Origin of the sequence: Stenotrophomonas sp. NPDC078853 (assembly GCF_044901215.1) — a bacterium.
GTDB classification, from domain to species: domain Bacteria; phylum Pseudomonadota; class Gammaproteobacteria; order Xanthomonadales; family Xanthomonadaceae; genus Stenotrophomonas; species Stenotrophomonas lacuserhaii.
On the sequence record NZ_JBJDOQ010000003.1, the window covers coordinates 177,691 to 197,140 of the forward strand.

17 protein-coding genes are annotated in these 19,450 nt (G+C 67.5%); 10 read left to right on the forward strand and 7 right to left on the reverse strand.

Going from position 1 to position 19,450, the window contains the following annotated elements; all coding sequences use genetic code 11:
- Positions 1-34 precede the first annotated feature (34 nt).
- Together ACI2JH_RS04700 and ACI2JH_RS04705 are read right to left on the reverse strand one after the other, a co-directional pair.
- The gene (locus ACI2JH_RS04700; protein ID WP_404735562.1) at positions 35-2,452 is read right to left on the reverse strand and encodes a putative bifunctional diguanylate cyclase/phosphodiesterase; all 2,418 of its coding nucleotides are present in this window, start codon (positions 2,450-2,452) and stop codon (positions 35-37) included.
- A 176-nt stretch (positions 2,453-2,628) separates the two neighbouring features.
- On the reverse strand, positions 2,629-4,533 hold the full coding sequence (locus ACI2JH_RS04705; RefSeq protein ID WP_404735563.1) for a DEAD/DEAH box helicase: 1,905 nt from the start codon (positions 4,531-4,533) through the stop codon (positions 2,629-2,631).
- Between the two features lie 233 nt (positions 4,534-4,766).
- On the opposite strand from ACI2JH_RS04705, the gene ACI2JH_RS04710 reads away from it, so the two are divergent.
- Complete coding sequence (locus ACI2JH_RS04710; protein ID WP_101099930.1) at positions 4,767-5,000, forward strand: RNA-binding S4 domain-containing protein; 234 nt, start codon at positions 4,767-4,769, stop codon at positions 4,998-5,000.
- 30 nt (positions 5,001-5,030) lie between these two features.
- Here the strand turns inward: ACI2JH_RS04710 and ubiM are convergent, their stop codons facing one another.
- The 4 genes from ubiM to ACI2JH_RS04730 form a co-directional block, all read right to left on the reverse strand.
- On the reverse strand, positions 5,031-6,212 hold the full coding sequence (gene ubiM, locus ACI2JH_RS04715; RefSeq protein ID WP_404735564.1) for a 5-demethoxyubiquinol-8 5-hydroxylase UbiM: 1,182 nt from the start codon (positions 6,210-6,212) through the stop codon (positions 5,031-5,033).
- Positions 6,213-6,302: 90 nt separating this feature from the next.
- Positions 6,303-6,692, reverse strand: coding sequence for an MAPEG family protein (locus ACI2JH_RS04720; RefSeq protein WP_101099929.1), 390 nt, complete (start codon positions 6,690-6,692; stop codon positions 6,303-6,305).
- A gap of 3 nt (positions 6,693-6,695) precedes the next feature.
- Positions 6,696-7,253, reverse strand: coding sequence for a DUF4019 domain-containing protein (locus ACI2JH_RS04725; protein WP_101099928.1), 558 nt, complete (start codon positions 7,251-7,253; stop codon positions 6,696-6,698).
- Between the two features lie 58 nt (positions 7,254-7,311).
- Positions 7,312-8,469, reverse strand: a complete 1,158-nt coding sequence (locus ACI2JH_RS04730) for a hypothetical protein (RefSeq protein WP_404735565.1) — start codon at positions 8,467-8,469, stop codon at positions 7,312-7,314.
- A gap of 146 nt (positions 8,470-8,615) precedes the next feature.
- On the opposite strand from ACI2JH_RS04730, the gene ACI2JH_RS04735 reads away from it, so the two are divergent.
- The 7 genes from ACI2JH_RS04735 to ACI2JH_RS04765 all read left to right on the forward strand — a co-directional run bounded on the left by ACI2JH_RS04735 (position 8,616) and on the right by ACI2JH_RS04765 (position 16,007).
- The gene (locus ACI2JH_RS04735; protein WP_404735566.1) at positions 8,616-10,091 is read left to right on the forward strand and encodes an AlkA N-terminal domain-containing protein; all 1,476 of its coding nucleotides are present in this window, start codon (positions 8,616-8,618) and stop codon (positions 10,089-10,091) included.
- Positions 10,088-10,585 carry a methylated-DNA--[protein]-cysteine S-methyltransferase gene (locus tag ACI2JH_RS04740; RefSeq protein WP_349999679.1) on the forward strand — a complete coding sequence of 166 codons (498 nt, stop codon included), beginning with the start codon at positions 10,088-10,090 and terminating at the stop codon, positions 10,583-10,585. Before ACI2JH_RS04735 ends, ACI2JH_RS04740 begins: the two co-directional genes overlap by 4 nt.
- Positions 10,586-10,631: 46 nt before the next feature.
- Positions 10,632-11,891: an ectonucleotide pyrophosphatase/phosphodiesterase gene (locus ACI2JH_RS04745; RefSeq protein ID WP_404735567.1), complete on the forward strand. Its 1,260-nt coding sequence runs from the start codon at positions 10,632-10,634 to the stop codon at positions 11,889-11,891.
- Between the two features lie 295 nt (positions 11,892-12,186).
- On the forward strand, positions 12,187-13,341 hold the full coding sequence (locus ACI2JH_RS04750; protein WP_404735568.1) for a D-alanine--D-alanine ligase family protein: 1,155 nt from the start codon (positions 12,187-12,189) through the stop codon (positions 13,339-13,341).
- Positions 13,342-13,649: 308 nt separating this feature from the next.
- Positions 13,650-14,513 (forward strand): pirin family protein, encoded by an 864-nt coding sequence (locus ACI2JH_RS04755; protein WP_101099924.1) that lies wholly within the window; start codon positions 13,650-13,652, stop codon positions 14,511-14,513.
- Positions 14,514-14,604: 91 nt separating this feature from the next.
- A complete protein-coding gene (aqpZ, locus tag ACI2JH_RS04760) occupies positions 14,605-15,327 on the forward strand; it encodes an aquaporin Z (protein WP_319273887.1) in 723 nt (240 codons plus the stop codon).
- A 218-nt stretch (positions 15,328-15,545) separates the two neighbouring features.
- Entirely contained in the window at positions 15,546-16,007 is a 462-nt protein-coding gene (locus ACI2JH_RS04765; RefSeq protein WP_349999684.1) for a hypothetical protein, read from the forward strand.
- Between the two features lie 56 nt (positions 16,008-16,063).
- On the opposite strand, the gene ACI2JH_RS04770 is transcribed toward ACI2JH_RS04765, so the two are convergent.
- Entirely contained in the window at positions 16,064-16,915 is an 852-nt protein-coding gene (locus ACI2JH_RS04770; RefSeq protein WP_404735569.1) for a pirin family protein, read from the reverse strand.
- Positions 16,916-17,133: 218 nt separating this feature from the next.
- On the opposite strand from ACI2JH_RS04770, the gene ACI2JH_RS04775 reads away from it, so the two are divergent.
- Together ACI2JH_RS04775 and ACI2JH_RS04780 are read left to right on the forward strand one after the other, a co-directional pair.
- On the forward strand, positions 17,134-19,215 hold the full coding sequence (locus tag ACI2JH_RS04775) for a carbon starvation CstA family protein (protein WP_101099920.1): 2,082 nt from the start codon (positions 17,134-17,136) through the stop codon (positions 19,213-19,215).
- Positions 19,215-19,439 carry a YbdD/YjiX family protein gene (locus tag ACI2JH_RS04780; protein WP_057509146.1) on the forward strand — a complete coding sequence of 75 codons (225 nt, stop codon included), beginning with the start codon at positions 19,215-19,217 and terminating at the stop codon, positions 19,437-19,439. The genes ACI2JH_RS04775 and ACI2JH_RS04780 overlap by 1 nt, the downstream gene beginning before the upstream one ends.
- Positions 19,440-19,450: the final 11 nt, after the last annotated feature.

Consider the following 19,450-nt stretch of genomic DNA (forward strand, 5'->3'; position numbering starts at 1 on the left):
GGACCGCCGCCGCGCGCGGGAGCGACGACGCGCTTCAACCGCGACCCAGCCACTTCCCGTGCGTGTCATGCCGCACCGGGTGCAGGGCGGTCTGGGTGATCCGCTCCAGCGGCTGCGGGCGTTCGATCGCATAGCCCTGCAATCCCTGCACGCCCATCTCCACCAGCTGCGCCGCCTGCTCTTCGGTTTCCACCCACTCGGCGATCACCTCCAGCTGCAGTTCGCGCCCCAGCGCGGCGATGGCGCGCACGGTGGCACGGCTGACCGGGTCGGTCTGCATGTCGCGCACGAAGGTTCCATCGATCTTCAGCAGGTCCGCTGACAGCTGCCGCAGGTAAGCAAACGAGGAAAGCCCCGAGCCGAAGTCATCCAGCGCGATGCGGCAGCCACGCGCCTTCACTGCATCGATGAATTCCCGCGCTTGAGCCAGGTTGCTGATCACCGCCGTTTCGGTGATCTCGAAGCACAGCCGCTTGGCCAGCGTGCGGTTGCGTTCCAGCAGGTCGTTGACGAAGGTGAGGAAACCTGGCTCGGCGATCGACTGCGCCGAGACGTTGACGTTGCACAGGCCCAGCCGCGCCACGTGCGCCGGACAGACCTGCAGGTGGCGGAACAGCATGGACAGCACGCAGCGGTCCAGCGACATGCCCATGCCATAGCGTTCAACGGCGCCAATGAATTCGCCCGGACCATGCAACACGCCCTGCTCATCGCGCATGCGCACCAGCACTTCGTAATGCAGGTAGTCCGGGGCGCCGACGGTGGCTATGCGCTGTGCGTACAGCAGCATCCGGCCGTCGGCGATGGCGTGGCTGACCCGACGCAGACGCTCGGCCTCGCCGCGGTGCTCGTCCAGCGCCAGCCGGTCTTCGTTGAAGCAGTGCACCCGGTTGCGCCCGCCCTGCTTGGCGGCGTAGCAGGCGCTGTCGGCCGCGCCCATCAACCAGTTCACGTCCGGCGTATCCGTGCGCACTTCGACCACGCCCACGCTGCAGCTGATCTTCAGCGTGTCGTCGCCGAACTGGATGCTGGCCTGGCCCAGCGTGCGGATCACCCGCTGCAGTACCCGCCGTGCCTCCTCCTGGCTCGCGCCGGCGAGAAACACCGCGAACTCGTCTGCTCCCAGCCGGCCGACCCAGTCCCCTTCGCGCACCGCCCCCTTGAGGTGTTCGGCGAAGGCACGCAGCATCTGGTCGCCTGCCGCGTGTCCGACCGCTTCATTGACCAGCTTGAAGTGGTCCAGGTTGAGATGGCACAGCGCATGCACGCCGCTGTCGTGGCGCACCTGCTGCAACGCCAGTTCAAGCTGCCGCTCGATCTCGCGGCGGTTGATCAGGCCGGTCAGCACATCGTGGCTGGCGTGGTGCTGCACCTGCCGGGCCAACACGTGGTTCTGGGTGACATCTTCGACAATGGCGAAGATCGACGTGCCCTGCTTGCCGCGGTGGACGGCGGTGCCGCTCCAACGCCCCCACATCAGGCTGCCATCGGCGCGCAGGAAGCGCAGCTCGCCGGCCTCCAGCTGACGGGGCCAGTCGATCTCCCCTTCGCCGTCCAGTACCAGCTCTCCTTCGGCCAGCAGCTGGCGCAGGTGCATGTGCACCAGCTGCTCGCGGGGCCGCTGGAGCAGATCGGACAAGGCCTGGTTGACCTCCATCAGGCCGCCGCCGCTGTCGATTTTCAGCATGCCCACGCTGGCCTGGTAGAACGCCGCACGGAAGCGCGTCTCCTGTTCCATCAGATCGATGCGTACACGCCGGGCCAGCAGCACCGCCACGATCGCGATCGCCACCACCGACAGCGCGCCGACGACGAGGGTGGTCATGCGCACCAGCGCGGACATGTTGACCAGCGCCAGCGAGAACCGGCGCGCCGTGTCCTGCAGTTGCAGGTCCAGTTGCTGCAGCCGCCGCTCATACCGCACTGCGTCCTGGGCCGGGATGGCCCCGCCGGACAGCCGCTGCTCCAGTTCGTTGCTTATCGCGGCGATTTCCAGCAGCGGCGAATCGGTTTCCCGCCACAGCTGCGAGGCCTCGCGGAAATAGGCGAGGTCGCGCCCATACCGGTAGGACAGGATCAGCCGGTTCACATCGCCGCGTGCATTTCCCCCGCGCAGGAACGCCGCGCGGGCCGCGTTGGTATCCGGCGGCTGCCGCTCCAGCGCCTGACGCGCCTGCAGATCAGCCAACGGCACGTCGAGCTGCGTGCGTGCCTGCTGCAGATCCGCCGCGTGGCCGCTTTCCAGATAGCGGTGCAGCGAGGCGACCGCCTGCTGTTGGGCACGCGACCAGTGGCTCTGGCCGACGATCCAGGCGGTAGAGGCAGCCTGCAGTTCCTGGATGAGCGCGGAGATGCCCACCAGGCCGACCGCCATGCCGGTGAGCAGTGCAAAGCGCAGTGTCAGGCCGCGTGCCCTTGCACGCTGCCGCGTCCCCGCACCGGCCTCAACCATACCTGGAACCCCCCGAATCCGTGGTAGATCCTGCTTGCTGCCTGCGCATCATGCACGCTGGAATCGGCGCTGTCTGCATCCCCGGTAGACCGCCCGCCGCTGGCCGGATGCCTGTCCAGGGACAAAAAAAACGCCAGCCCGGAGGCTGGCGTTGCATTCATCGGATCATGCGCGGATCAGGCGTTGCGCGGACCACGCGGCTTGAAGCCTTCGCGACGCGGCGGACGATCACCGCCACCCGGCGCACCCGGACCACCCGGACCGCTGCGGCGCGGACCGCCCTTGTCGAAGCGCGGCTTGGACGGCGCACGTGGTGCCTGGCTGATGTCCTCGCCCGGCTCCACGCGGCGCATGTTGAGCTGCTGGCCGGACACCCAGACTTTCTTCAGGTGGGTCAGCACGTCCTGCGGCATGTCGATCGGCAGGTCGAGCACCGAGAAACCGTCGTGGATGTCGATGCGACCGATGAAGCGGCTTTCCAGGCCGGCTTCGTTGGCGATGGCGCCGACGATGTTGGCCGGCTTCACGCCATGCTGGTGGCCCACTTCGATGCGGAAGGTTTCCATGCCCTGCTCCGGTGCACCGCGCGGCGGCATCTCACGACGCGGACGCTCCTGGAAACCTTCGCCTTCGGCGCGCGGGGCGCGGTCGAACTTCGGGCGCTCGCCGCGATCGAAGCGATCATTCCGCTCCGGACGGTCGGTGCGCTCGAACCGCTCGCGCGGGGCACGCTCTTCGCGCGGCGCACGCACCGGCGGCTGCAGCAGGAACGGGGTGTCACCCTGCATCATCTTGGCCAGCGCGGCCGCGATGTCGATCGCCGGCACGTTGTTCTCGCCTTCGAAGCGCTCCAGCAGCTGCCGGTAGAAGTCCAGGCCGCCCTGGCCCAGCGTTTCGCTGATGCGCGCGGTGAACTTGTTGACGCGGTTGTCGTTGACCGCTTCCACGCTGGGCAGCTGCATCTCTTCGATCGGCTGGCGGGTGGCGCGCTCGATCTGGCGCAGCATGCCCTTCTCGCGCGGGGTGGCGAACAGGATCGCCTCACCGCTGCGGCCGGCACGGCCGGTACGGCCGATGCGGTGCACATAGCTTTCGGTGTCGTACGGGATGTCGTAGTTCAGCACGTGGCTGATGCGTTCCACGTCCAGGCCACGCGCGGCCACGTCGGTGGCGACGAGGATGTCCAGCTTGCCTTCCTTCAGCATGGCGATGGTGCGCTCACGCTGGGCCTGCTGCATGTCGCCGTTGATGGCGGCGGCGGCCAGGCCGCGGGCCTGCAGCTTGCCGGCCAGCTCTTCGGTGCCGGCCTTGGTGCGGGCGAAGATGATCATCGCATCGAACGGCTCGACTTCCAGGATGCGGGTCAGCGCATCCAGCTTGTGCATGCCGCTCACCCACCAGTAACGCTGGCGGATGTTCGCCGAGGTGGTCGTCTTGTTGACGATGGTGACTTCAGCCGGATCCTTCAGGTAGGTCTGGGCGATGCGACGGATGGCCGGCGGCATGGTGGCCGAGAACAACGCCACCTGACGCTTCTCCGGCAGCTTCTTCAGCACCGCTTCGACGTCGTCGATGAAGCCCATGCGCAGCATTTCATCGGCTTCGTCCAGCACCAGCGTCTTCAGCTCGGACAGGTCCAGCGTGCCGCGGTTCAGATGGTCGATGACGCGGCCGGGGGTGCCCACCACGATGTGCACGCCACGACGCAGCGCGGACAACTGGGTGGCATACGGCTGGCCGCCATACACCGGCAGCACGCGGAAGCCGGCGATCTTCGACGAATAGGTCTGGAAGGCCTCGGCGACCTGGATCGCCAGTTCGCGGGTCGGCGCCAGCACCAGGGCCTGCGGCTTGCTCTGCTGCAGGTCGATGTTGGACAGTACCGGCAGGGCGAACGCAGCGGTCTTGCCGGTGCCGGTCTGGGCCTGGCCCAGCACGTCGCGGCCTTCCAGCATCGCCGGGATGGTGGCGGCCTGGATCGGCGAGGGGGTTTCGTAACCGACGGCGGCAACCGCCTGCATCACGGGCTCGGAAAGGCCGAGCTGCGCGAACTGCAGCGGCGCCTGGGTATCTTGGGACATGGGGAACTCCGAAGGCACTGCCACGAACGTGGCAGGCGAAAAAAGGGGGGTATTTTGCGCTTAGGGCGCCCTTCTGACGCGTGCCCCGGCGCTTTTTCGAGTGCATAGCTTACAGCACCTTGCATGAACGACGTGCACGGCGTGTCATCGCTGTCCCCCTGGCCGCCCCCCGGACCGGTGCGTGGGGCCCGCGCCTGCCTCACAATGGGCGCCATTCATTCCGGGAATACCCCATGCAGATCCTTGAATTCGACCTCGACGGCGAGTACGTCGAGCTGAAGCAGCTGCTCAAGCTGACCGACCTGGTCAGCAGTGGCGGCGAAGCCAAGATGGCCATCAGCGAGGGCCTGGTGCTGGTCGATGGGGCGGTCGAGCTGCGCAAGGCCTGCAAGATCCGCGCGGGCCAGCAGGTGGAATTCAATGACAGTGTGATCCGCGTGCTGGCGCTGCCACCCGAAGCCGGGTAATCCCGGCGCTGCCGGGTCCGTGGCCGGCTCCTACCCGGCCACCGGCTGGGTAAGCCGATTGGCGATCAGCCGGCGGAACGGGCGCACGCCCTGCGCGATGCGCAGCCCGGCCGCGCGCAGCAGCCGCGCCGGCACGCGATCATCGGTGTAGACCCGGGCGATGGCGTTGGTGGCTTCGTACAGCGCGCGGGAAGCCAGCCGGTGCTCGCGCTGGTAGCGCGCGAGCATGCGTGCATCGGCGATGTCCGCCCCCCGCGCCTGTTGCGCGACGACCAGCCGGGCAAGCCGCTGCTGGCTGGCCAGGCCCAGGTTGAACCCGTGCGCGGTCACCGGATGCATGCCCACGGCCGCATCACCGATCAGCGCCGCACCGGCGGCGATGAAGCGTTCGGCATACACGCCCACCAGCGGATACGCCTGCGGCGTGGTGACCGGGTGCATGTGGCCCAGCCGGTGTTCGAAGAACCCGCTGACCGCTTCACCGAACGCGACACCGTCCATCGCCAGCAGCGCCTCGGCCTGCCGCGGCGGCAGGGTGACCACCGCCGATGCCAGACCGTCGTTGAGCGGCAGCAGGGCCATGGTGCGGCCATAGCCGAACCATTCCCACGCCGTGTGGTGGTGGTCGCGCTCGACCTGCATCCGGCATACCAGCATCGTTTTGCCGAAGTCCTGCAGGCGCGCACCGATCCCCAGCATGCGCCGGGTGGAAGAGAACCGGCTGTCAGCCGCCACGACCAGTCGTGCCTGCACGGTGCTGCCGTCGTCGAGCAGCACCTGCTGGCCACCGTCGACCGCACGCACGCCCTGTACCTTGCGTCCGTCACGCAGCTCCAGGCCCGGCTGGTCATGGACGGCGTCCCACGCCGCGCGGCGGATGAGGTGGTTGGGCACCAGCCAGCCCAGCGGGTCGCCGCCGCGTCGGTCGCTGGCGAAGGTCAGGGCGAACGGCGAGCGCCCATCCAGCACCCGCGCGTCCCGCAGTTCGGCGATGTCCGCGGCAGGCAGCCGTTGCCATAGCTGCAGGTCCTGCAGGACCCGGCGCGAGGCATGGGTCAGGGCGATTTCGCGGCCGTCAAACGCTGCGTCCGCCAGCGCCTGGCGCGGCTGCGGCTCCACCACCGTGACCTGCAGTCCACTGCCTGCCAGCGCGCGGGCGAAGCAGAGTCCGGCCGGGCCTGCGCCCACCACCATCACATCGGTCACCTGCATGCTGCTTCCCCGCGATTTCATGTCCAGCAGCAGCATAGCGATGCGGGCACGCGCGGGGCCTTGATCTGGATCAGGCGCTGCGGTGACGGTTCACAACAGCGCCCACAGCAGCATCAAAATGCCAGCCAGCGACACCAGCCATGCCAGGCTGCGCACGTAGGGGATGCCGGCCGCATACAGCGGCACATAGGCCAGTCGCGCCCAGAAATACAGCTGCACCGCCAACGCCGTACTGCTGTCCTGCCTGCCCGCCACCACCACCGCGATGGCGGCGGCGGCGAACACCGCGAAGGTTTCCAGGAAGTTGGCCTGCGCCCGTTGCAGGCGCCCCGCCAGCAGCCCGGGCGGCGGCGCCTGGCCATCGCGGGCCGAGGCGTTCCATTGCGTGCCACGCTCGCGGGTGATCGCCGCAGCAGCCAGCATCACCTGCGCCAGCCCGAGCACACCGGCCCAGGCCAGCATCTGCAGTTCGATGGCCATCGCTCAGGTCCCCGGCGCGCGGACGCTGTAGCCGGCGAGACGCCAGACGCGGTCCTCATCCAGACGGAAGCTGACCAGTTCGCGTACCGGCTGGGCGCTCTTCTCGAACCGCGTGGGGTAGGTCACGTTGAGGTACAGACCTTCAGGCACCGCCGCACCGGCATTGAAGCGGACCCGGCTGATGCTCGGCTGGCCCCTGCCGACCAGCGCACCCAGTCGGGCGCGATCAGCGGCGACCTGCTTGGCGAACGCATCGCGGGCAACCGCCTTGCGTGCCACTGACGAGGCGCCATCCCACAGCTGTGCGGCCTGTCCGCCATCGACCAGGCGAACGGCCTGCAGGGCGGCAGCACTCATTTCGGCATTCTGCTTGTCCAGCTGGGCCTGCTGGGCCGGGGTGAGCTGCTGGGTCGGCGTGCCCGGCCGTGCGGCGGCCGGTGCGGCAGCCGGCGTGGCAGGCGCAGCGGCAGGTCGCGGCGCCGGCTGCGCGGCCGGCTGGGGCTGCTGCGCCCCTGCGGTGAACGGCAGCAGCAGGGACAACACCATCAACGAACGCTTCATCGGACACTACCTGTTCAGGAGAAGTGCCCGCAGTCTACGCCAGCTTCGGGATGCGGCTTCACGACTCCGGTGGCGCGTCTGCGGGCTGTAGTCCTGCGGCCGTGGAAGCATCCATCCCCAGGCTTCCCTGTGCGCCATCGTCGGCAGCCGGGGAAGCTCCCGGCGCAGGGGGCAGGGTCGCCACATCGATCTCCGACAAAGGGCTGTCCGAGGGGCACACCTCATCGGGGAAACCGTAGTCTTTCTTCAGTGCCTGGCCACAGCTGTTGACTGCATCCAGTTCCGCGCCTTCGCGTTTGCACTGCTGGTCGAAGGCCACCAGGAAGGCATCCTTGCGGCGCACGAAGTCATCGCCGCAGGCCCGCATCTGCTTGATCCGCTCCAGATCGTCCTGCACCGCATTGGTGCCGTCCAGGCCGTACTGGCGCAGTTCGTCGGCACTGAGCAGGCGCAGGCTGCGGTTGGGTACGGTCATCATCAGGTCGGCCACGCCCACCGCCACGCCGTTGCGCTGCAGGTAGTCCTTTACGTTGTCGTACACCTCGTGCAGTTCGCGGTTGAGTTCGGCGCGCGAGGTGGCCTTCGAACTGATCCGCATCATGCGATGGATCCCGACCTTGCCCGATACCAGGCGATTGTCACCGGCCGCCAGCACGAACACACAGGCGCTGTGGCAGATCGACCCTTCGCGCACCCAGATGGTCCAGTTCGATTCGCCGATGCCATCGCCGGCCACGATCGCCGACTCCACCTGGCCGCCGCTGGAATCCAGGTCCAGGATGCGCTTGTGGATCCCGAGTTGTTCGGCCACCACGGCCAGGCGCCAGCTCAGTTCGGCGAACCCCGGGTTGATCTTGCCGCTGTAGCGGACGCGCAACAGGCCTCGCTCCACGCAGGGCTGCAGTGCCTGCTCGATCGCGGTCCGGTCCAGCCCGGGAAGCGCTTCGCCATCGCCCTCGTTGGCGTAGTCGGTGCTGCAGCTGATCCAGGCCTCGCCGTTTTCCAGTGATGCCGTCGGCCATGCACGATCGGTACGCTCGGCAGGCGGGGCGACAGGGCGTGGGGCGTCGGCCACGTTGATCGATACCATGTGGTCGCCATCGGCGCCGGGCGCGCGCGTCGCCGCTTCATTGGCGGTGACGTTGCCGGGGTTCTCCAGCTTGCTGCACGAAGCGAGGGCGAGGCATAGCAGGGGCAGGCACCATCTGGGCGACATGAACCTTGGGACCGGGAAAGAAACACGACCCCAGTCTAGAGCCTGCGCCGCGTGTGACGACAACGCTTCCTGAATCGGCACCCGCCACTGGCATCCATGTCCGAAAATGGCGAGCCCCGCCCTGCCCTGCGGCCTAGACTGTGGCCATGTCCCCGACCGTCGCCCTTGACACTGCCACCTGCGAACGCGCCCGCCTGGCGCGCGACGCGCGCTTTGACGGCTCGTTCTTCACCGCCGTGCGCAGCACCGGCATCTATTGCCGGCCGGTGTGCCCGGCCCCGCCGCCGAAGCCGTCCAACGTCCGCTACTACCCCAACGCAGCGGCCGCCGCCGCCGCCGGCTACCGGCCATGCCTGCGCTGCCGCCCGGAGTTGTCGCCCGCCGCCCAGCAGGTACTGGAACAGGAGACGGTCCGTCGCGCGCTCGATCTGATCCACGCAGGCTTCCTGCAGGACGCCAGCGTGGCCGCGCTGGCCGGACGGGTCGGCGTCGGCGCGCGCCAGCTGCAGCGCGTGTTCGTGGCCGCGCTGGGCGTGACGCCGCTGCAGCTGCATACCACCCAGCGCCTGCTGCAGGCCAAGCAGCTGCTGACCGAGACCCGCCTGCCGGTCACCGATGTCGCGCTCGCTGCAGGCTTCAACAGCCTGCGCCGATTCAACGACGCCTTCCTGGCCGGCTGCGGCATGCCACCCAGCGCCATCCGCCGGCTGCCCGGCGTGGCAACCCGGACCGGCGAGGGCCTGCGCCTGCGATTGGGCTACCGGCCTCCGCTTGATTTCGGGCTGATGCTGCAGTTCCTGCGCCGGCGCATGATCCCCGGCATCGAGCGCATCGAAGAGGACGGCTATGCACGCGTCATCGGTCCGGCCGAGCGCCCCGCGCTGCTGCGGGTGCATGCCGACGCACGCCGCAGCGAGCTGGTGCTGCAGCTGGACGGCGTAGACCCGCGGCAGATTCCGCAGGTAGTGCGGCGGGTACGGCATATGTTCGACCTGGATGCCGACCTGCGCCAGGTACACGCCACCCTGCAGGGCGACCCCCTGCTTGCGCAGGGCATCGCGCTGCGGCCGGGGCTGCGCGTGCCGGGCGGCTGGGAAGGCTTCGAAGTGGCGGTGCGCGCGGTGCTGGGGCAGCAGGTCAGCGTGGCCGCGGCGACCACGCTGGCACGGCGTCTGGTGCAGGCGTACGGGCAGGTGCTGCCGGGCATGCCGGAGGGGCTGGACCGGCTGTTCCCGCAGCCTGCACAGCTTGCCGACGCCCCCTTGGAATCGATCGGCCTGCCGCGTACGCGCGCGGCCACCCTGCGCGCCCTGGCACGCGCCTGCGATGCGGGTGAGCTGGATTTCAACGCCGGCCAGCAGTTGCAGGAGTTCGTACAGCGCTGCGTGGCGTTGCCCGGGATCGGTGCGTGGACCGCGCAGTACATCGCGCTGCGCGCGCTCGGCCAGCCCGATGCCTTCCCGGCCGGCGACCTGGTGCTGCAGCAGATGCTCGGCACACCCGAAAAACGCCTGACCGAGCGCCAGGCCGAGCAGCGCTCGCAGCCATGGCGTCCGTGGCGGGCGTATGCCGTGCTGCACCTGTGGCATCTGTCCACCCCGTTTACCGGAGTTCCGTCATGACCCTGCACTACGATCGTTTCGATAGTCCGATCGGCGAACTGACCGTGGCCGGTGATGCGCACGGCATCGCCCACATCCTGTTCCCGCAGAACCGCCACGATGCCAAGGGGCGCGAGGACTGGATACACAACCCGGCCACCGTGCACGACGCACGCGAGCAGTTGCTGGCCTACCTGCACGGCGAGCGCACCCACTTCGACCTGCCGCTGGCACCCCGCGGCACGCCGTTCCAGCTGCGCGTCTGGAACGCGCTGGCCGACATTCCATTCGGCCAGACATGGAGCTACCTGCAGCTGGCGACCCTGCTTGGCCAGCCCACTGCCACCCGCGCAGTGGGCGCCGCCAACGGGCGCAACCCGCTGCCGATCGTGCTGCCCTGTCATCGGGTGATCGGCCGCAATGGCGCGCTGACCGGCTTCGGCGGCGGGCTGGAAACCAAGGCCGCGCTGCTGCGCCTGGAACAGGGGGATGGCGCGTTGTTCGTACGCCAGTGACATGGGGTGTCTTGGGTGCGTCATCGCCTCGCCTTAGAATGGCGTGATGACTCGACGCCCCTTTGCCTGGATGCTGGCCGCTGTCCTGCCGCTGGCTGCCTGTACCACCGCCCCGCCCCGTTCCACCGTGCCCACCACGCCCCCGGCCGTGGCGCAGGAAAAGCCCGCGCACAAGCTGCTGCTGGTATCCATCGATGGCCTGCGCGCCGATGCGCTGGACCGCGGCATCACGCCGAACCTGCAGCGCATCATCGACGGCGGGGTACGCGCGAAATGGATGACCCCGTCGTATCCCTCTCTGACCTTCCCCAACCATTACACCCTGGTCACCGGCCTGCGTCCGGACCATCACGGCATCATCCACAACAGCATGGACGTGGCCGAATTGGGCCGCTTCAAGCTGAGCGAGGCCGAGACGGTGACGCGGGTGGAGTGGTGGGGCGGCGAGCCGATCTGGGTCAGCGCCGAGCAGGCCGGGGTACGCACGGCGACCTGGTCCTGGCCGGGCAGCGAAGCGGAAATCAAGGGCATCCGGCCCAGCCAATGGCGCCGCTACGATGAAAGCATCGCACTGGAAGCCCGCGCCGACAGCGTACTGGGGTGGCTGCGGCAGACCGACGCCGCTGCACCGCGGCTGGCCACGCTGTATCTGGAAACCGTCGACAAGGCCGGTCATCGGCATGGTCCGGATTCGATGCAGTACACCGCAGCGGTCAAGCAGGCCGATGCCGTGGTGGGACGCCTGCTGGATGGCCTGCAGCAGCATGGATTGAGCGCGGACACCAACGTGGTGGTGGTCTCCGACCACGGCATGGCAGCGGTGGCGCCGGGCCAGGTGGTCGCCACCGAAGACATGGTGGACCCGCGGCTGGCACGCAACATCAGCACGGGCCAGTCGATCGGTTTCGAGCCGGTGGAAGGGCAGCAGGCCGCCGCCGAACGTGCACTGCTCGGCCGCCACGCGCACTACCAGTGCTGGAAGAAGCACGACCTGCCGGCACGCTGGCACTACGGCAGCAACCCGCGCATTCCGTCGATCATCTGCCAGATGGACGAGGGCTGGGATGCGCTCAGCCGCCAGAGCATCGCGCGCCGCAGCTACCAGGATCGGGGCTCGCACGGCTATGACAATGCGCTGCCGTCGATGCGTGCGGTGTTCATCGCGCGCGGCCCCTCGTTCAAGCAGGGCAAGGTAATCGCGCCGTTCGACAACGTGGATGTGTATCCGCTGCTGGCGCGGCTCTTGCAGGTGCCGGCGGCCGCCAATGATGGCGATGCCGATCGGTTGCTGGATGCCCTGCGCTGAGGTTGTGTGTGTGCCGGCCTGCGCCCGGCGACTGCTCTTCAAGCAACGTCAAGATCAACGTCAAAGGCTGCAGGGCTGCTTGCTGGCGGCGCGGGGTGGCCATGGTTGCCCTGGTAGCGCCGACCCATGGTCGGCGGATTGTGGGGGAAATGGGGTCTGATGATTTTTTCCGCCGACCATGGGTCGGCGCTACCGCTTTTCCTTCTTTCATCGCGCGGGTGGCGGCCAGGGTGGGCTGGGAGCGTAGACCTGCCCTACCATCTCTTGATCATTCACCTTGAAATGGTGCCAGCTCGTGGAAAAGAAGCACATTGCACTTCTGTACGGTGGGACGTCCCCGGAGCACGAGGTCTCCGTGCTTTCAGCCAAGGGCGTTTTCTGTGCCATCGATGGCACCCGCTACGATGTGACCCCCATTGGGATAGATCGCAAAGGACGATGGTGGCTGGGCCAACCGGGGCAGGCACCCGACGCTTCGACCTTTCCTTCCGCCCACCAGGTCATGTTGCTGCCCGGCGGACGCGGTGAGGCGCTAGCCCTCCACCAAACAACCGGCCAGGCAAAAGCAATCCGATTTGATGTAGTCCTCCCGATACTCCACGGCACCGGAGGCGAGGACGGCAGCGTCCAAGGAGTGCTGGAAACGGCAAACGTCCCGTATGTCGGTAGCGGGATCTTGGCCTCGGCCGTCTGTATGGACAAGCAGGTGACCAAGGCGCTGCTGCGCGACGCAGGGCTGCCCATCGCCAGGTTCATCACCGCCACGCGCGTCAACGCGCCCGACCATGCCGCTGTCCGCAATGCGCTGGGAGGCAACACCTTTTTCATCAAGCCCGCGCGCTTGGGCTCCTCGATCGGTATCAGCCAAGTTTCGGACGAGGCCAGTCTCCGCTCTGCATTGGCTCTGGCCTTTGAACTGGATGACAAGGTCATCATCGAGGAGCGCATCGTGGGCCGGGAGATTGAGTGCGGTGTTCTCCAGACCGGCTCCGATGATCTGCTGGCGACCTGGCCTTCTGAGATCGCCTTGGTGTCCAACGCACATGCTTTTTACACCTATGAAGCGAAGTACAAAGACCCGGAGGCGGTCCGGCTGGATGTCCGTGCGGAGGTCGATGAGGAGTGCGCGCAGCGCGTGCAGGATATTTCCCGAACCGCGTTCCGTGTGTTGGGCTGTGCAGGCATGGCGCGTGTCGATTTTTTCCTCACGCCCAGTGGCGAGCTGTTGATCAACGAGGTGAATACCATCCCAGGCTTTACCTCGCACAGCATGTATCCGCGGATGCTGGGGGAAGCGGACGTGCCCTATCCGCTGCTGCTTGACACACTGCTGAAACAAGCCTTCTGCCGCGTCAACGCCCAGCCAGCCCCGGCGACAGAACCTTGGAAGCCTGGATGCTTCGGTAGCGCCGACCCATGGTCGGCGGATGATCGGGGGAATGGGGTCTGACGGTTTCCGCCGACCATGGGTCGGCGCTACCGCTTTTTTTTCTTACGCGGGTGGCGGCCACCGGGACCTGACAGGGGCGTTGAGCGCCATGGATGGCGCGAAACGAGGCCCGCATGGATGCGGTTTTTGCCGTCCCCCGCCCAGCCCCACCGCCCGGCTCCAGACACGGAGTCCGCTTTTCGCAACAGCCACCCGCGAGGGGTCCCACCCGTGCGCACCGCGCAACAGCCTGTTGCCCATTCGGGGCATCCCCTGCCCCGCAGCCCGTGCGATCCTGCGCCCCTGTCCCCGCCAGCGAGATCGCCCGCATGACCACCATCATCGCCCCCCGAGTGCACGACATCGGCGGGCTGGAAGTCCGCCGCGCCGTGCCATCGCTGCAGGCGCGCAGCGTCGGCCCGTTCGTGTTCGTCGACCAGATGGGCCCGGCCCTGCTCGATGCCGGCACCGGCATCGACGTGCGTCCGCATCCGCATATCGGCCTGGCCACGGTGACCTTCCTGTGGGCCGGCGCCATCGGCCACCGCGACAGCCTCGGTTCGGACCAGGTGATCCGCCCCGGCGATGTCAACTGGATGACCGCCGGCCGTGGCATCTCGCATTCCGAACGCACGCCGCCGCCAGAACGCGAACACGGCCATCCGCTGCACGGCATGCAGACCTGGATCGCGCTGCCCAAGCAGTACGAGGAAGTTGAACCGGCCTTCCACCACCACAGTGCCGCCACCCTGCCCCAGCAACGCCGCAATGGCGCCTGGCTGCGGGTGATCGCCGGCCGCGCCTACGGCGAAGAATCCCCGGTCAAGGTGTTCGCCGATACGCTCAACGTGGCCATCGACCTGGACCCGGATGCGGAGATCGACATCGACACCGGCCACCGCGAACGCTCGCTGTACATCCTGGAAGGACAGGCCCAGCTGGACGGCGTGGATGTTCCCGCCCAGCACCTGATCATCCCGGCCGAAGGCGCCCGCGGCCGACTTCGCGCGAAGACGCCGGTCAAGGCGATGCTGATGGGCGGCGAGCCGCTGGATGCACCGCGCCATCTGTGGTGGAACTTCGTCTCCAGCTCCCAGGAGCGCATCGAGCAGGCCAAGCACGATTGGGAAAACGGCCGCTTCGGCACCATCCCCGGCGACGCACAGGAGTTCATCCCGCTGCCGGCCAGGTGATCCTTCATCGCGCATTGACATCGCCTTCACCGCCCTGACACGTAAATGGCGGCGTCCCGGCACCGCCGGGACCCCAATGGAGGCTGCTGCGATGAGCATGGGCAAGCGTCTTGCTGCCGAGTTCCTCGGCACGTTCTGGTTGGTCCTGGGGGGCTGCGGCAGCGCAGTCCTGGCCGCGAACTTCGGCGGCGATGGAAATCCACTCGGCATCGGCTTTCTCGGCGTCGCGCTGGCCTTCGGGCTGACCGTGCTGACCGGGGCGTACGCGTTCGGCCACGTCTCAGGCGCACACTTCAATCCGGCCGTGAGCATCGGCCTGTGGGCCGGCGGCCGCTTCGCCGGCAGGGATCTGGGCCCATATGTCATCGCCCAGGTGCTGGGCGGCCTGCTGGCCGGCTTCATCCTGCTGCAGATCGCCAAGGGCAGCCCGGCTTTCAGCATCATGCCCGGACAGGCAGGTGCTTTCGCCAGCAACGGCTATGGCGCACTCTCGCCCGGCGGCTACAGCGCGGCCGCCGCCTTCCTCTGCGAGGTGGTGCTCACCGCCGCGTTCCTGGTGGTCATCATGGGCGCCACCCATGGCCGCGCGCCCGCAGGATTCGCCCCGCTGGCAATCGGCCTGGCCCTGACCCTGATCCACCTGATCAGCATCCCGGTCACCAATACGTCGGTGAACCCGGCCCGCTCCACGGCGGTGGCACTGTTCGTCGGCAGCGGGGCCGTTTCGCAGCTGTGGTTGTTCTGGGTAGCGCCACTGTTGGGTGGGTTGATCGGCGGCATGATCTACAAGTGGCTGGGCAGTGCTCGCGACTGAGGCGCCAAGGCTTCGCCTGCCATGCACAGCGCCGGAATTTGGTTACCGATGAAACCGCGATTTGTGAAGTTGCTCACGTTCCGTTAAGGTCAAGGCATACCCGCCAGCTGGGCTGGCGGGCCGACGCGGCATCCGGGGATGGATGCCAGGTCGCAACGGCGACCACGCCGGCCCGCCACTGGCGGTGCCGTCGACTTGAACGCCTCTGGGGGAACTGCATGAAAACCGTCTCTGCTGCCATATTGCTGTGCCTGTGCGCCATCGCCGTTACCGCCCAAGCGCAAAGCGCACCCAAGTGTCCGTCGCTGCCGGCCGCCAGCAACCTGCAATGGCAGGAGCAGGCCACCGGCGATTTCCTGGTGTGCCGCGCCAGCACCCGCGATGGCCGTGAAGTCATGAGCCTGATGCTGACCGGAAACGATCCGGACCTGCGCTTCCCGCGCGCGTTGCGCCAGGAAAAGGACAGCTTCGCCGGCGAAGAACTCTACTGGTACCTGCCCGACCTCGGCGGCCAGGAACCCCCGGGCTTCGCCGACCGCCGCGTCAGCGTGGTGAAGATCGACAAGAACCGCTATGCGCAGCTGGCGCTGTATCCCGGCGACAGCGAAGAGCGCGCCGGCCTGCAGCAGATGATCCGCAGCATGAACCTCAATCCGGCAGCCGTGGCCGCCGGTCGCTGATCATGCGCCCCGTGTTGGCGGGGCCGGTGGACGACCGGCCCAACGCCACGGCGGCCTCAGAAACGGCCCTCCTGGAAGTCCACGAAGGCCTGCATCAGCTCCTGCCGGGTATTCATGACGAACGGGCCGTGCCGCATCACCGGCTCACGCAGCGGGCGACCGGCGACCAGGATCAGCCGCGCACCACTGCTGCCAGCGGCGAGGTGCAACGCATTGCCACCGCCCAGCACCGCCATCTGCTGCGCCGCCACCGGCCGCGCCTCATCTGCCACGCCGATCTGCAGCTCGCCTTCGAACACATAGGCGAACACGTTGTGGCCATCGGGCAGCACGTAGTCCCACGCCGCGCCGGCGTCCAGGGTGATGTCCAGATACACCGGATCGGTGGCCGGCTGGATGATCGGCCCGGCGGTGCCGTCGACCTCACCGGCGATGATCTTGACGCTGACGCCGCCCGCCGGGGTGACCTGCGGGATGCGGTCCGGGGCGAACTCCTGGTACTTCGGCGCGGTCATCTTGTCGCGCGCCGGCAGGTTCACCCAAAGCTGGAAGCCGCGCATGCGGCCACTTTCCTGCTCGGGCATCTCTGAATGCACCAGCCCACGGCCAGCGGTCATCCACTGCACGCTGCCCGGGGTGAGCAGGCCTTCGTTGCCGTGGTTGTCCTTATGCCGCATGCGCCCGTCGAGCATGTAGGTAACCGTTTCGAAGCCGCGGTGCGGATGGCTGGGGAAGCCGGCCAGATAGTCTTCGGCCTTGTCGGTGCCGAATTCATCCAGCAGCAGGAAGGGATCCAGGTCCGGCAGGGCCGAACCGCCTATCACGCGGGTCAGGCGGACGCCGGCGCCGTCGGACGTGGGCGCGCCTTCGATGGTGCGCAGCACGCGGGCCGCGATCTGGGTGCTCATGGAAACTCCAGCAAAGTGTCTATCCGCAAGATGGCGGCTGTCGGCGGCAGCGCCAAGCCCTCGCACCGCAACCCATTGTTCCAGCGGTGCCCGCCACGGCCGGGGAGCCGCCGTGACCGCGTTACGACCAAAGTACTAGCTGGGAAACACCCTGTCTGCATTGACCCGGCACTGGGCAAGGCGGACCCTTGTGATGTTCTTAAGGGAGAGTTCACCTCATGAAAGGCTTCTCAAAGCTGGGCTGGGCACTGCTCGCACTGCTCGGCGCATTCTGTCTGGGCACCGTGGCACTGCGCCGCGGTGAACCGATCAACGCCTTGTGGATCGTGGTTGCCGCGGTCTCCATCTACCTGATTGCCTACCGCTTCTACGGCCTGTTCGTGGCCAGCAAGGTGCTGCAGCTGGACCCCACCCGGGCCACGCCGGCGGTGCTCAACAACGATGGCCTGGACTACGTCCCGACCAACAAACACGTCCTGTTCGGCCACCATTTCGCTGCCATCGCCGGCGCCGGTCCACTGGTCGGCCCGGTGCTGGCCGCGCAGATGGGCTACCTGCCCGGCCTGCTGTGGCTGGTGGTCGGCGTGGTGCTGGCCGGTGCGGTGCAGGATTTCATGGTGCTGGTGCTGTCCAGCCGCCGCAACGGCCGTTCGCTGGGTGACCTGGTGCGCGAGGAAATGGGGCCTGTTCCCGGCACCATCGCGCTGTTCGGTGCGTTCCTGATCATGATCATCATCCTGGCCGTACTGGCGATGGTGGTGGTCAAGGCGCTGGCGGAGAGCCCGTGGGGCATGTTCACGGTGATCGCCACGATGCCCATCGCGATCTTCATGGGCGTGTACATGCGCTACATCCGTCCCGGCAAGATCGGCGAGATATCGGTGGTCGGCCTGATCCTGCTGCTCGGCTCGATCTGGTTCGGCGGCATCGTCGCGGCCGATCCGGTCTGGGGCCCGGCCTTCACCTTCACCGCCAAGCAGATCACCTGGATGCTGATCGGCTACGGTTTCATCGCTTCGGTGCTGCCGGTGTGGCTGCTGCTGGCGCCGCGTGACTACCTGTCCACCTTCCTCAAGATCGGCACCATCATCGCGCTGGCGGTCGGCATCCTGATCGTCATGCCCGAACTGAAGATGCCCGCGCTGACCCAGTTCGCCGCCAGCGGCGACGGCCCGGTGTGGAAGGGCGGGATGTTCCCGTTCCTGTTCATCACCATCGCCTGCGGTGCGGTGTCCGGCTTCCATGCGTTGATCGCCTCGGGCACCACGCCCAAGCTGCTGGCCAATGAAGCGCACGCGCGCTACATCGGCTACGGCGGCATGCTGATGGAATCCTTCGTCGCGGTGATGGCACTGGTCGCCGCCTCGATCATCGAGCCCGGCATCTACTTCGCCATGAACAGCCCGGCCTCGGTGATCGGTGCCGATGCGGTGTCGGCGGCGCACTACATCACCACCAACTGGGGCTTCACCATCACCCCGGAGCAGCTGGAAGCCACCGCGGTGGCCATCGGCGAGCCGACCATCCTGCATCGCGCAGGTGGCGCGCCGACCCTGGCCGTGGGCATCGCGATGATCCTGCACGAAGCGATCCCCAGTGCCGGCGATGCGATGATGGCGTTCTGGTACCACTTCGCCATCCTGTTCGAGGCGCTGTTCATCCTCACCGCCGTCGATGCCGGCACCCGTGCCGGCCGCTTCATGCTGCAGGACCTGCTGGGCAACTTCATCCCGGCGCTGAAGAAGACCGAATCGTGGACCGCCAACATCCTGGCCACCGCCGGCTGCGTCGCGCTCTGGGGATACCTGCTGTATTCCGGCGTGGTCGATCCGTTTGGCGGCATCCAGACCCTGTGGCCGCTGTTCGGCATCTCCAACCAGATGCTCGCCGGTATCGCGCTGATGCTGGGCACCGTGGTGCTGTTCAAGATGAAGCGGGACCGCTACGCCTGGGTCACCGCCGTGCCTGCGGTGTGGCTGCTGATCTGCACCACCTACGCCGGGCTGATCAAGATCTTCGACAGCAACCCGGCGCAGGGTTTCCTGGCCCAGGCCCACAAGTATCAGGACGCCATCGCCAGCGGTACCCTCACCGCCCCGGCCAAGACCGTTGGGCAGATGCAGCAGATCGTGGTCAACGCCTACGTCAATACGAGCCTGACCGTGCTGTTCCTGCTGGTGGTGTTCTCGATCCTGTTCTATTCGCTGAAGACCATCGCGGCCGCACGCCGCACGCCGCAGCGCACGGACAAGGAAACCGAGTACGTGAAGCTGCTGCCGCACCAGATGGCGGACCTGTGATGAGTACCGAACTGGTACCGGTCGGCCAGCACCAGGCCCATCGCCGCATCTGGCGACGCCTGGTGCAGACCGCGCGGCTGTGCTGCGGCATCCCGGACTACGACAACTACGTCCGGCATGTACTGGAGAACCATCCGGACCGCACGCCGATGGACTACAAGACGTTCTTCCGCGAGCGCCAGGAAGCGCGTTATGGCGGCAGGAACGGCGGACGCTGCTGCTGAGTCAGGCGAAA

What these genes read in the sequence shown, in the direction of transcription:
- ACI2JH_RS04755 (WP_101099924.1), top strand. Translation starts at nt 13,650, where the DNA reads ATGACCACCATCATCGCCCCCCGAGTGCACGACATCGGCGGGCTGGAA.
- ACI2JH_RS04725 (WP_101099928.1), bottom strand. Translation starts at nt 7,253, where the DNA reads ATGAAGCGTTCGTTGATGGTGTTGTCCCTGCTGCTGCCGTTCACCGCA.
- ACI2JH_RS04740 (WP_349999679.1), top strand. Translation starts at nt 10,088, where the DNA reads ATGACCCTGCACTACGATCGTTTCGATAGTCCGATCGGCGAACTGACC.
- ACI2JH_RS04710 (WP_101099930.1), top strand. Translation starts at nt 4,767, where the DNA reads ATGCAGATCCTTGAATTCGACCTCGACGGCGAGTACGTCGAGCTGAAG.
- ACI2JH_RS04720 (WP_101099929.1), bottom strand. Translation starts at nt 6,692, where the DNA reads ATGGCCATCGAACTGCAGATGCTGGCCTGGGCCGGTGTGCTCGGGCTG.
- ACI2JH_RS04780 (WP_057509146.1), top strand. Translation starts at nt 19,215, where the DNA reads ATGAGTACCGAACTGGTACCGGTCGGCCAGCACCAGGCCCATCGCCGC.
- ACI2JH_RS04700 (WP_404735562.1), bottom strand. Translation starts at nt 2,452, where the DNA reads ATGGTTGAGGCCGGTGCGGGGACGCGGCAGCGTGCAAGGGCACGCGGC.
- ubiM (WP_404735564.1), bottom strand. Translation starts at nt 6,212, where the DNA reads ATGCAGGTGACCGATGTGATGGTGGTGGGCGCAGGCCCGGCCGGACTC.
- ACI2JH_RS04735 (WP_404735566.1), top strand. Translation starts at nt 8,616, where the DNA reads ATGTCCCCGACCGTCGCCCTTGACACTGCCACCTGCGAACGCGCCCGC.
- aqpZ (WP_319273887.1), top strand. Translation starts at nt 14,605, where the DNA reads ATGAGCATGGGCAAGCGTCTTGCTGCCGAGTTCCTCGGCACGTTCTGG.
- ACI2JH_RS04745 (WP_404735567.1), top strand. Translation starts at nt 10,632, where the DNA reads ATGACTCGACGCCCCTTTGCCTGGATGCTGGCCGCTGTCCTGCCGCTG.
- ACI2JH_RS04705 (WP_404735563.1), bottom strand. Translation starts at nt 4,533, where the DNA reads ATGTCCCAAGATACCCAGGCGCCGCTGCAGTTCGCGCAGCTCGGCCTT.
- ACI2JH_RS04730 (WP_404735565.1), bottom strand. Translation starts at nt 8,469, where the DNA reads ATGTCGCCCAGATGGTGCCTGCCCCTGCTATGCCTCGCCCTCGCTTCG.
- ACI2JH_RS04770 (WP_404735569.1), bottom strand. Translation starts at nt 16,915, where the DNA reads ATGAGCACCCAGATCGCGGCCCGCGTGCTGCGCACCATCGAAGGCGCG.
- ACI2JH_RS04765 (WP_349999684.1), top strand. Translation starts at nt 15,546, where the DNA reads ATGAAAACCGTCTCTGCTGCCATATTGCTGTGCCTGTGCGCCATCGCC.
- ACI2JH_RS04775 (WP_101099920.1), top strand. Translation starts at nt 17,134, where the DNA reads ATGAAAGGCTTCTCAAAGCTGGGCTGGGCACTGCTCGCACTGCTCGGC.